This is a genomic window from Streptomyces sp. SM1, from assembly GCF_002910825.1.
Classification (GTDB): Bacteria; Actinomycetota; Actinomycetes; order Streptomycetales; family Streptomycetaceae; genus Streptomyces; species Streptomyces okerensis.
Window position 1 is genome coordinate 1 of sequence record NZ_NEUB01001054.1, and the last position, 11,750, is coordinate 11,750.

Here is an 11,750-nt window from a genome sequence, read left to right on the forward strand (position 1 = left end):
CGAGCCCTCCGGGATGGGCATGCTCCGGCGCGAGCAGAACCGCGCTCACTCCCGCGCCGCGCCGGGCGAGCCGGGCACCGGCGTGGAGGGCGTCGCCCCCGTTGTTCCCGCTGCCCACCAGCAGCACGACCCGGCTGCCGTACACCCGCCCGAGCACATCCGCGCAGGCCGCGGCGAGTCCGGCGGCCGCGCGCCGCATCAGTGCACCCTCCGGCAGCCGTGCCATCAGTTCCCGCTCCGCCGCCCTGACCGTCTCCACGCTGTACGCAGTACGCATGTGTCCGAGTCTCCCGCACGAGAGCGGCCGGCTCTCGTATCCGGCGCTCCGTCCGCTGACCCGCTTCACCCGCTTCACCCGCTTCCCCGGCCGCACCCGCCCGACTCCTTGACTCCCTGCCATGCCCTTGCCAAACTCTCCGCCCCCCACCGGGTGAATCGATTCAGTCGAATCGTTCGACGCCACCTGACGACCGAGACAAGAGACAGAGACAGAGACAGAGGACCCATGCGACGCAGAGCCGCACTTCTCGCAGCAGCCGGCGCCACCGCACTCCTCACCACCGTCGGCACCATGACGGCCCCCGCCACCGCGGCAACACCCCCCACGACCGCCACTCGTCCCACCCTTGCCCCGGGGCGACACCAGCCAGTGGACGCGCAACGTCCGCATCGACGACGTCCACGTCTCCGGCGCGTCCAGCCACGCCGTGGAGACGTACGGCGTCGACGGCCTCACCATCGGTACGGTGACCGCCCGCGGCGTCGGCGAGTCGGGCCTGCTGCTGAACCAGACCGTCAACGCCACCGTCTCCCGGGTGGACGCGGAGAACGCGGGCACCGGCACCGGGTACGCGGCGTTCCGCATGGCCAACCGCAACGGACGGATCGGCAGCTCCTACCCCACCAACATCCGCGTCGGCGAGATCATCGCGCGCGGCGGCGGACGGGGAGTCTTCTGCGTGTCGGAGAGCGGCGGCGCCACGATCGACGGGATCACCCTCTCGAACACCGGCAACGACGCGATCCTGATCGAGAACTGCTTCAACGTGAACCTCGCCGCCCGGAGCGGCACGGTCACCGGCGGCGGCGAGATCCGCCTCGCCGCGCGCTCCGAGTTCGCGAACAACCGGGACATCACCGTCCAGAACCTGACAATGACGAACTCGTCGATCCGCGAGAGCCCCTGCGGTGAGAACACGACGTTCCGCAACAACCGTCTGGTGAACAGCAGCCAGTCGATCTGCCAGCGCACGAACGCGGGGTGCGGCCCGTCAGGCCGCACCCCGCACCACACGTCTCCGCCGCGCTCGCCTCAGCTGGTGCTGAGCATCCCCGCCCGCAGCTTCTTCAGCGTCCGGGACAGCAGCCGCGACACATGCATCTGGGAGCAGCCCAGCCGCTCACCGATCTCCGCCTGGGTCAGCTCCTCGACGAACCGCCAGTGCACGATCTTCCGCTCGCGCTCGTCGAGGTCGGCGATCATCGGGGCGAGCGCGTGGAAGTCCTCGACCAGTCCCAGTGCGGCGTCCTCGGTGCCGATGAAGTCCGCGAGCACGCTCTCGCCGTCCGGCTCGCTGCCGATGGCGGCGTCGAGCGAGGAGGAGTTGTAGCCGTTGGACGCGATCCGGGCCTCGTTGACCTCGGCCTCGGTCAGGCTCATGAGCTGGGCGAGTTCGGCGGTCGAGGGCGTACGGCCCAGCCGGCTGCGCAGTTCCTCGGTGGCGCGGGCCAGCTGCACCCGGGCCTCCTGAAGACGCCGCGGCACATGCACCGACCAGGAGGTGTCCCGGAAGAACCGCTTGATCTCACCGACGATGTAGGGGATCGCGAAGGAGGTGAACTCCACTTCGCGGGACAGCTCGAACCGGTCGATCGCCTTGATCAGACCGATCATGCCGACCTGGACGATGTCCTCCATCTCCTCCGGTCCGCGGCTGCGGAACCGGCCGGCCGCGTAGCGGACCAGGGACATGTTCATCTCGATCAGCGTGTTGCGCGCGTACTGGTACTCGTGCGTGCCCTCCTCCAGCTCCGTGAGCCGGCGGAAGAACTGCTTGGACAGCTCACGTGCGTCCTGGGGCGCGACCTGGCCAGGATCGGCGACCTCCGGCAGCTCGGTCACGCTCTGAGCTCGGTCCGTCCGCGCCATCGTCGACGTCACAGCTAGCCCTCCCAAATCGATCGGCTCCCGGTCCCGGGCTCCGGCTCCCAGCGATTACCCCCATCCGGGCGATGCACACACCGCCATTCCGGAACAATCCTACGAGAGTCACGGACCACACACCCGGATCCCCCCGCGGAGGTCACCGGCGGCGCTTCCGACGTATCCCGCCGGAGGTCACCGCCGACGCTTCCGGAACAGCCGTACCAAGGCGAAGACGAGGGTGAGCACAGCGGCCACGAGGAGGAACGCGTCCCCCCGGACCGGCAGGTCGACCCCGGCCCCCGGAAAGGCGAGCAGCGATCCCATGTGACCGGCCTCACCCTTCCGCGACGACTACCGCCGAGGCCACCCCGGCGTCATGGCTGAGGGACACGTGCCAGGACCGCACGCCCAGTTCGGCCGCCCGGGCCGCCACCGTCCCCTCCACCCGCAACCGCGGCTGCCCGCTGTCCTCGCACCACACCTCGACATCGGTCCAGGAGAGTCCCGCCGGCGCACCCAGCGCCTTGGCCAGGGCCTCCTTGGCGGCGAACCGCGCGGCGAGGGAGGCCACACCGCGCCGCTCCCCACTGGGCAGCAACAGCTCACTCTCCAGGAAGAGCCGCCGGGCCAGCGCCGGCGTCCGCTCCAACGACTCCGCGAACCGCTCGATCTCGGCCACGTCGATCCCGACTCCGATGATGCTCACACGGGCACCCTACGGCGACCCGCGCCTACTCCACGGTCACCGACTTCGCCAGGTTGCGGGGCTGGTCCACCTCGTTGCCGCGGGCCGTGGCCAGCTCACACGCGAACACCTGCAACGGGACGGTCGCCACCAGCGGCTGGAGCAGCGTGGGGGTGACCGGGACGCGGATCAGGTGGTCCGCGTACGGCACCACCGCCTCGTCGCCCTCCTCCGCGATGACGATCGTGCGGGCACCGCGCGCCCGGATCTCCTGGATGTTGGAGACGATCTTGTCGTGGAGCACCGACCGCCCGCGCGGCGACGGGACGACGACCACCACCGGAAGGTCGTCCTCGATCAACGCGATCGGCCCGTGCTTCAGCTCACCGGCCGCGAAGCCCTCCGCGTGCATGTAGGCGAGCTCCTTCAGCTTCAGGGCCCCCTCCAGTGCCACCGGATAGCCCACGTGGCGCCCCAGGAACAGCACCGTGTTCTTGGCCGCCAGCGACCGGGCCAGTTCCCGTACCGGCTCCATGGTCTCCAGGACGCGGTCCACCGCGCCGGAGACGGAGGACAGGTCCCGTACCACCGCGCGGATCTCGTCGGCCCACTTGGTCCCCCGCACCTGGCCCAGGTACAGCGCGACCAGGTAGCAGGCGACCAGCTGCGTCAGGAACGCCTTGGTGGACGCGACGGCCACCTCCGGCCCGGCGTGCGTGTACAGCACCGCGTCCGACTCGCGCGGGATCGTGGAGCCGTTGGTGTTGCAGATCGCGAGGACCCTGGCGCCCTGCTCGCGGGCGTGCCGCAGCGCCATCAGCGTGTCCATGGTCTCGCCGGACTGGGAGATGGCGACGACCAGGGTCTGCGGGTCGAGGATCGGGTCCCGGTAGCGGAACTCGCTGGCCAGCTCCACCTCGCACGGGATCCGCGTCCAGTGCTCGATGGCGTACTTGGCGATCAGTCCGGCGTGGAAGGCGGTACCGCAGGCGACGATGACGACCTTGTCGACCTCGCGCAGCACGCTTGCCGGGATCCGGACCTCGTCCAGCGTCAGCGAGCCCGCCCCGTCGATGCGGCCCAGCAGGGTGTCGGCGACCGCCTTCGGCTGCTCGGCGATCTCCTTGAGCATGAAGGAGGCGTAGCCGCCCTTCTCGGCGGCGGAGGCGTCCCAGTCGACGTGGTACTCGCGGACGTCGGCCGCGGCCCCGGCGAAGTCGGTGACGGTGACCGCGTCGCGGCGCAGCTCGACGACCTGGTCCTGACCCAGCTCGATGGCGTCCCGGGTGTGCGCGATGAACGCGGCCACGTCCGAGGCGAGGAAGGCCTCCCCCTCCCCCACGCCCACCACCAGCGGCGAGTTCCGCCGCGCTCCCACCACCACGTCCGGCTCGTCCGCGTGGACGGCCACCAGCGTGAACGCCCCCTCCAGACGCCGGCACACCAGCCGCATCGCCTCGGCGAGGTCCGCGCAGCCGGAGAACTCCTCGGCGAGCAGATGGGCGACGACCTCGGTGTCCGTCTCGGAGTGCAGTTCGTGGCCGCGCTCGGCCAACTCCTCGCGCAGGGCGGCGAAGTTCTCGATGATGCCGTTGTGGACGACGGCGACACGGCCCGCGTTGTCGATGTGCGGATGGGCGTTGGCGTCGGTCGGGCCGCCGTGCGTGGCCCAGCGGGTGTGGCCGATGCCGGTCGTCCCGGCCGGCAGCGGCCGGTCGGCCAGCTCCTTCTCCAGGTTGACCAGCTTCCCGGCCTTCTTCGCCGTGGCCAGTCCGCCGTCGGCCTGCACGGCGACACCCGCCGAGTCGTAGCCCCGGTACTCCAGTCGCTTCAGTCCGGCCGTCACGACGTCCAGCGCCGACTGCGGCCCCACGTATCCCACGATTCCGCACATGCCCGGCAGCCTACGATCCGTCAGCCGCCGCAAACCGCCTTCGCGTGCCCGAAATCGGAAATTCCCACCGGTGCACGAAAGTCCCGGGCACCGGTGGGAACGGAACACGGGATGCGTCAGGCGAGCTTGCCGAGCTGGGTGTCGGAGACCGCCGTCGGGAAGTCGAAGTCCTCGCCGGTGGCGGCGGAGGCGAAGTTGGTGACGGTGAAGGAGGCGACGGTGGCGCCCTTGCGGGCGACGACCAGTTTCATGGGCGCCTTCACGCCTTCCTCCGCGGCCAGGGTCGCCGTGATCCCGACCGTCTCGTCGCCGCCGGACGCCTGGGTCTTCTCGACCTTCAGGATCTTGAACGACTCACCCATGGCGTCATAGGCGAAGCCTCCGGCACACGTGCCGACGGCGGCGTCCACGTCCTTGACGACCTGCTCGGCGCCGCCGTCCTCGTAGGAGGCGAGCGTGACGATCATCTTGTTCACGTTGAGCCCGGCGAGCAGGGCGTCCTCGGGGCTGACATCAGCGGCCGGCTTCTGCGGCTCGCTCGTCCAGGCCCGCTTCACCGTGGCGGCGGGCGAGCCGGCGGGCACACTCATCTGCAGGTGGGCGAGCGACTTGCAGGCCGCGTCCGCGGCCTTGACCTTGTCGGCAGCGATGTCCTCCGCGGCGGGCACCTTCGTCACCTTGCCGTCCTTGACGTCCGCCTGCGCCGGCGCGGCCTTCTCCAGTTCGGCGGCGGTCAGCGCCTCGGCCGCGGGAGCGCTCGAGTCCGCCTTCGCCTTGCTGTCGTCGGCCTTGTCCTCGTCGCCGGAGCCACCGCAGGCGGTGACCAACAGGGCGAGCGCGGCAGCAGAAGCGGCGAACAGCGTACGGCGGACGGGGCCAGTTCTCACAGACGATTCTCAAAAGCGCGGAGGAGATCCGCGACACGATGGCCGCACTGTAAACACAACCGACCCACCGATGATCACCACGTCGCCACTCGGGGACCCGACCGTGATCACCACGTGATCTCGGAGGATCACCGGAGGGACGGCCGGAGACGCACAAGCGTGACGCAGCCCACCTGCCGCCCCGTTCGAACTCCGTTAACAATGGACTGTGATCTATCCGGTCTCCTCGATCCCCCGGAGCGCCCACCGGCAACGGCCGGAGGCGACTCCCTACGTCGACCTCACTCGCGCCGAATGGAGCGCGTTGCGCGAGAAGACGCCGCTGCCGCTGTCGGCGGCGGAGGTCGAACAGCTGCGCGGACTCGGTGACGTCATCGACCTCGACGAAGTGCGGGACATCTACCTCCCGCTGTCCCGGCTGCTCAACCTCTACGTCGGCGCCACCGAGGGGCTGCGGAGCGCGCTGAACACGTTCCTCGGCGAGCAGGGCTCCCAGTCGGGCACGCCGTTCGTCATAGGGGTCGCCGGCTCCGTCGCCGTCGGCAAGTCCACGGTCGCCCGGCTGCTCCGCGCCCTGCTGTCGCGCTGGCCGGAGCATCCGCGGGTGGAGCTGGTCACGACGGACGGCTTCCTGCTGCCGACCGAGGAACTCCAGGAGCGCGGGCTGATGTCGCGCAAGGGATTCCCCGAGTCCTACGACCGCCGCGCGCTCACCCGTTTCGTCGCCGACATCAAGGCGGGCAAGGGCGAGGTCACCGCCCCCGTCTACTCCCACCTGATCTACGACATCGTCCCCGGTGAAGAGCTCACCGTGCGCCGCCCGGACATCCTGATCGTCGAGGGGCTCAACGTCCTCCAGCCCGCGCTGCCCGGCCAGGACGGCCGCACCCGCGTCGGCCTCGCCGACTACTTCGACTTCAGCGTGTACGTCGACGCCCGCACCGAGGACATCGAGCGCTGGTACCTCAACCGCTTCAAGCGGCTGCGGGAGACCGCGTTCCAGGACCCGTCCTCGTACTTCCGCACGTACACCCAGGTCTCCGAGGAGGAGGCGCTCGACTACGCCCGCACGATGTGGCGCACCATCAACAAGCCGAACCTCGTCGAGAACATCGCCCCGACCCGGGGCCGGGCCACCCTCATCCTGCGCAAGGGCCCCGACCACAAGGTCCAGCGCCTCAGCCTGCGCAAGCTGTAAGGACCCCTCCCGGGGGACCCACGAACACCCCGTCAAGGCTGACCTCCGGCCGGGCTGGGCGGGGGGTGTCGCGCAGCCCGGCGCTTGCGGGGTGCCTCCCCCACTCTCGGCTGCGCTCGAGCGGGGGGACCCCCATCGCCCACCCGTGCCGCCCTGGGGGTACCTCCCAGGCCTTCAAGGCACTGGGGGAGGCACGACTGCCCGCGGCTGCATGGCGCGGCACAGCCGCGAAGGTGGGCGGAACCGCTCGCGCGCGGCGGGAAGGGGACGGGACGGGGGTGCCCGCCCGCAGCGACTGGCGCGTCAACGCCCCGAGCCCTGCCGAGCGACCGATTCCGCGCCGGTCCGAGGACGGACACCCCCGACCCGGCCCCGACCCACCCACCGACCGTGGGCGCTACGCACACCCCCACCGAACCGAAAGCTGCGCCGCAGGCATACGACCCACCACCGCCGGCCGAAAAGCCGCACCGGCCGGAACGAGGAGCGCCACGCCCGCCCCGAAGGGACGACGCCGCGGCCCACGCAGCCCGCACCTCCGACTACCCGACCGCCGACTACCCCAGCGCCGACTTCACCGCGTCCGCCAGCCGTCCCGCGACCGACCGCGCCTGGTCGATGTCCGCGGCCTCGACCATGACGCGGACCAGCGGCTCCGTGCCCGAGGGCCGAAGGAGCACGCGCCCCGTCTCGCCCAGCTCACGCTCCGCCTCGCCCACCGCGGCAGCGAGCTCCGCGGAGGTCTTCACCCGGGACTTGTCCACATCCGGCACGTTGATGAGCACCTGCGGCAGACGCTGCATCACCGACGCCAGCTCCCGCAGCGGACGCCCGCTTCCCGCGACCCGCGCCGCGAGCAGCAGCCCGGTCAGCGTGCCGTCACCGGTCGTCGCGTGGTCGAGGATGATGACGTGGCCGGACTGCTCGCCCCCGAGGGCGTAGCCCTCCCGCTTCATCTCCTCCAGCACGTACCGGTCCCCGACACCGGTCTGCACCAGCTGGATGCCTTCCCGCTCCATCGCCAGTTTGAAGCCGAGGTTGGACATCACCGTCGCGACGACGGTGTCGGACCGCAGCGCGGCCCGCTCCCGCATCGCGAGTGCCAGCACCGCGAGGATCTGGTCGCCGTCGACCTCCTCACCGGTGTGGTCCACGGCCAGGCACCGGTCGGCGTCGCCGTCGTGCGCGATCCCCAGGGCGGCCCCGTGCTCGACGACGGCGGCCTTGAGCAGGCCGAGGTGGGTCGAGCCGCAGCCGTCGTTGATGTTGAGCCCGTCCGGCTCGGCACCGATGGTGACGACCTCGGCCCCGGCACGGGTGAACGCCTCCGGCGAGACCCGCGCGGCGGCGCCGTGCGCCTCGTCGAGGACGATCTTCAGACCGTCCAGCCGGTTGGGCAGAACGCCGATGAGGTGGGCGACGTACTTGTCCAGCCCTTCCGCGTAGTCCCGCACGCGGCCGACGCCGGCGCCGGTCGGGCGGTCCCAGGGAGCGCCGGTGCGGTGCTCCTCGTACACGGACTCGATCCGGTCCTCCAGCTCGTCGGCGAGCTTGTGCCCGCCGCGGGCGAAGAACTTGATGCCGTTGTCGGGCATGGCGTTGTGGCTGGCGGAGAGCATCACACCGAGGTCGGCACCGAGCGCGCCGGTGAGGTGCGCCACCGCCGGCGTCGGCAGCACGCCGACGCGCAGGACGTCGACGCCCGCGCTCGCGAGGCCGGCGACCATGGCGGCTTCGAGGAACTCTCCGGACGCGCGGGGGTCACGCCCGACCACGGCTGTGGGCCGGTGTCCTTCGAACGTGCCCGCCTCGGCCAGTACGTGCGCGGCGGCGACGGACAGACCGAGCGCCATTTCCGCCGTCAGGTCCACGTTGGCGACACCGCGCACACCGTCCGTGCCGAAGAGTCGTCCCACTTGTCCTCCTGAGGATGCGCCAGTGTCGAAGGCCGAACCGGGGCCGGGCCGCGCCGCCGACTTCCCGCCGGGGGGTTGGACCCACCCGTACGGCCGACGGTTGTGCCACTGACGAAGCTTGTGATGTGTTCCGACGGTCGCGACGGTCACGATGCGAGAGTGCGGCTCCGCATCACCGGGCACGTACCGCAGCGGCCGTACCCGACGGCCGACGCCCCGACCATCCGATCACATTAGCGTTTGAGCGCCTTGTGCCGTTATACGCCCACGACACTGAATAAACGAACGCCCCGGCAGCACTGTGGCGTGCCGCCGGGGCGTTCGGAGTACGCGCGAGCGCCTGGGATCAGCGCTTGCTGTACTGCGGGGCCTTGCGGGCCTTCTTCAGACCGGCCTTCTTGCGCTCGACCGCACGGTCGTCGCGCTTGAGGAAGCCGGCCTTCTTCAGGGCGCCGCGGTTGTTGTCCACGTCCGCCTCGTTCAGCGCACGGGCGACACCGAGACGGAGCGCACCGGCCTGACCGGAGACACCGCCACCCGCGATGCGGGCGATGACGTCGTAACGGCCTTCGAGCTCGAGCACCTTGAAGGGCTCGTTGACTTCCTGCTGGTGCACCTTGTTCGGGAAGTAGTCCTCGAGGGTGCGACCGTTGATCTTCCACTTGCCGGTGCCCGGGACGATCCGGACGCGGGCGATGGCGTTCTTGCGACGGCCCAGGCCGGCGGCCGGCTGGGGCTCGCCGAAGCGGGCGGCCATGGACTCCGAGGTGTACTCGCCCTCGACGGGCACCTCGGACTCGGTGGTGTAGCTGTCGATGTCAAGCTCTTCGAGCGGCTGCTCGGCAGTGGTCTCGGCCACGATGCTCCTCAGATTCTGTTCAGTCTTAGGGGGTGGCCGGACTTACTGCGCGACCTGGGTGATCTCGAACGGCACCGGCTGCTGGGCAGCGTGCGGGTGCTGGTCGCCCGAGTAGACCTTCAGCTTCGAGAGCATCTGACGGCCCAGGGTGTTCTTGGGGAGCATGCCCTTGACGGCCTTCTCGACGGCCTTCTCGGGGTTCTTCGCGAGCAGCTCGTCGTAGCGGACGGAGCGCAGACCACCCGGGTAGCCCGAGTGGCGGTACGCCATCTTCTGGGTCCGCTTGTTGCCGGAGAGGTGCACCTTGTCCGCGTTGACGACGATGACGAAGTCACCGGTGTCGACGTGGGGCGCGTAGATCGGCTTGTGCTTGCCGCGCAGGATGGAGGCCGCAGTGGAGGCCAGACGACCCAGGACGATGTCCTGAGCGTCGATGACGTGCCACTGGCGCGTCACATCGCCGGGCTTGGGGCTGTACGTACGCACGGTTCGTAGCCTTCGCTTCTTCAGTGAATGTGGTCCTGACAAGGTCACCGAAGACGATCACGACAGCCTTGACCGCACTGCGGTGACGCAAACCGCGCGCTGGTCGCTGGTCATCGGTCCGGTGGACCGGTGTAAGGGCCCCTCACGTGAGAATGAGCAAGCCACTACACACAACGAACATGCAGAATACCCATGCTCGGCCAGGCGGGTCAAAACGAGCTCACCGCCGGTGGCCTCCGCCGATTCTACGGCCCCGCCCGGCCCCTCCCACGCCGCACGCGCCCCGCACCCCACACACCCTCGCCACTCGCCCGCGTTCAGCCGCGTCCCGGCGGCGTCTCGGCCGCCACGGACCCTTCGGAAGGCCCAGGCGCTCCAGACACCCCCCGCTCCCCACGTTCCCCCGTGTCTCCCCTGTCTCCCGCGTCTCCGATGGCTTCTCCGTCCCCCCTGTCTCCGATGGCTTCCGCGTCCCCCCTGCCTCCCCTGTCCCCTCTGTCCCCCCGCACGCAGTGATACGCGACCGTCCCCGCCAGCACACACAGCGTGACCGCGTCCCGGAAGGCCCGGCGCTTCCCCGACTCCAGCCACGGCCAGGTCACCCCCGGCAGCTGGGGCACCAGCGCGAGCCAGAACCAGGGCCGCCGGGCCACCGACCCGGCGTACGGCAGGCCGGCGATCAGCAGCGGCAGGACGACCAGGAGGTAGTGGTTGTAGGAGGGCCGTGACACCAGGAACGCCGACAGCATCAGCGCCGCGGACGTCTCGGCGAGGCGCAGCGGCACGGGCCCCGGCCCCCGCCAGCGCCGGTACGCGCACAGCACTCCGACGGCGGCCGCGAGCACCGCCAGCGACGTGGCCGCCGCCTGGGGCACGCCGAGCCGGGGCAGCACGGCCGCGGGCCCCGCCTCGTAGAGCCGCACGAAGGCGTCGTCGCCCTTCAGCAGGAACGGCAGGGTGCGGGTGAGGAATCCCGTCGGGTCGGGGAGGAAGAGCGCCGCCACCACCGAGGAGACCGCCGGCACGAGGATCACCAGGGCCAGCGCCCCCCACCGGCGCGCGAAGAGGAACAGCAGCGCCATCGGCGCGAGCAGCGGCTTCACCGCCACCGCCACCCCGATGACCGCGCCCGCCACGACCCAGCGGCCCCGGCTCACCAGCAGCAGGCACAGGGGCAGCGCCAGCACGGCCGTCACCGTCCAGTTGCCCAGCCGCACCAGTTGCCCGAAGGGCGCGAATCCGGCTGCGAGGCCCAGCAGCCCGAGGGCGGCGAGCCGGCTCCGCAGCGGCACGCGGTGCAGCCGCAGCGCGCAGGCCCAGCCCAGCGCGAGGGCGACGGCCACCGCCACCGGCACCAGCGCGTCGAGCACGGACCGCGGCAGCAGCGCCTGCGGGACGGCCGCCATGACGGCGCTCGGGAAGTAGAGGAAATGCCGGTCGTCATAGGGCGATCCGCCGTCCAGCCAGGTACGCGCTGCGTCCACGACGATCTCGTTGTCCATGCCTCCGCCCGAGGTCACCAGCACCGTATGGACCGTCAGTGCCCCCAGCACGGCAGCCAGTCCGGCCCACAGGACGCCGCTCGCGGGTCGCACCAACCACCCCGAGATGTCGCTTTTGCCCGTCACCATGCGGGCAACGCTAAGGCCTGTGCCAGCCGTTGAGGCGGACCAGCACAC

Annotated in this window: 11 protein-coding genes and 1 pseudogene; 2 read left to right on the plus strand and 10 right to left on the minus strand. The window is 70.7% G+C overall.

Features of this window, described 5'->3' with window-relative positions; translation table 11 throughout:
- The coding region (locus B9S61_RS39710) for an NAD(P)H-hydrate epimerase (protein ID WP_308457818.1) at positions 1-277 on the minus strand (277 nt) is incomplete at its 3' end.
- A 355-nt stretch (positions 278-632) separates the two neighbouring features.
- Here B9S61_RS39710 and B9S61_RS43660 point away from each other — a divergent pair.
- Positions 633-1,244 (plus strand): annotated as a pseudogene (locus B9S61_RS43660) (hypothetical protein); the annotation flags it as partial.
- A 68-nt stretch (positions 1,245-1,312) separates the two neighbouring features.
- Here B9S61_RS43660 and B9S61_RS39720 read toward each other — a convergent pair.
- From B9S61_RS39720 to B9S61_RS39735, 5 genes are all read right to left on the minus strand, one after another.
- Positions 1,313-2,149, minus strand: coding sequence for an RNA polymerase sigma factor SigF (locus tag B9S61_RS39720; protein ID WP_181007756.1), 837 nt, complete (start codon positions 2,147-2,149; stop codon positions 1,313-1,315).
- A gap of 189 nt (positions 2,150-2,338) precedes the next feature.
- Positions 2,339-2,470 (minus strand): hypothetical protein, encoded by a 132-nt coding sequence (locus B9S61_RS43175; RefSeq protein ID WP_258040131.1) that lies wholly within the window; start codon positions 2,468-2,470, stop codon positions 2,339-2,341.
- A gap of 10 nt (positions 2,471-2,480) precedes the next feature.
- Complete coding sequence (locus B9S61_RS39725; RefSeq protein WP_103546579.1) at positions 2,481-2,852, minus strand: holo-ACP synthase; 372 nt, start codon at positions 2,850-2,852, stop codon at positions 2,481-2,483.
- A 25-nt stretch (positions 2,853-2,877) separates the two neighbouring features.
- The gene (glmS, locus tag B9S61_RS39730; protein ID WP_103546580.1) at positions 2,878-4,725 is read right to left on the minus strand and encodes a glutamine--fructose-6-phosphate transaminase (isomerizing); all 1,848 of its coding nucleotides are present in this window, start codon (positions 4,723-4,725) and stop codon (positions 2,878-2,880) included.
- Between the two features lie 116 nt (positions 4,726-4,841).
- A complete protein-coding gene (locus B9S61_RS39735) occupies positions 4,842-5,612 on the minus strand; it encodes a hypothetical protein (RefSeq protein ID WP_103546581.1) in 771 nt (256 codons plus the stop codon).
- A gap of 208 nt (positions 5,613-5,820) precedes the next feature.
- Here B9S61_RS39735 and coaA point away from each other — a divergent pair, with 208 nt between their 5' ends.
- A complete protein-coding gene (coaA, locus tag B9S61_RS39740) occupies positions 5,821-6,810 on the plus strand; it encodes a type I pantothenate kinase (RefSeq protein WP_103546582.1) in 990 nt (329 codons plus the stop codon).
- A 557-nt stretch (positions 6,811-7,367) separates the two neighbouring features.
- On the opposite strand, the gene glmM is transcribed toward coaA, so the two are convergent.
- The 4 genes from glmM to B9S61_RS39765 all read right to left on the minus strand — a co-directional run bounded on the left by glmM (position 7,368) and on the right by B9S61_RS39765 (position 11,702).
- Complete coding sequence (glmM, locus tag B9S61_RS39750) at positions 7,368-8,726, minus strand: phosphoglucosamine mutase (protein ID WP_103546584.1); 1,359 nt, start codon at positions 8,724-8,726, stop codon at positions 7,368-7,370.
- Positions 8,727-9,072: 346 nt separating this feature from the next.
- Complete coding sequence (gene rpsI, locus B9S61_RS39755) at positions 9,073-9,585, minus strand: 30S ribosomal protein S9 (RefSeq protein ID WP_103546585.1); 513 nt, start codon at positions 9,583-9,585, stop codon at positions 9,073-9,075.
- Between the two features lie 42 nt (positions 9,586-9,627).
- The gene (gene rplM, locus B9S61_RS39760) at positions 9,628-10,071 is read right to left on the minus strand and encodes a 50S ribosomal protein L13 (RefSeq protein ID WP_103546586.1); all 444 of its coding nucleotides are present in this window, start codon (positions 10,069-10,071) and stop codon (positions 9,628-9,630) included.
- A gap of 317 nt (positions 10,072-10,388) precedes the next feature.
- Positions 10,389-11,702 carry a glycosyltransferase family 87 protein gene (locus B9S61_RS39765; protein ID WP_103546587.1) on the minus strand — a complete coding sequence of 438 codons (1,314 nt, stop codon included), beginning with the start codon at positions 11,700-11,702 and terminating at the stop codon, positions 10,389-10,391.
- Positions 11,703-11,750: the final 48 nt, after the last annotated feature.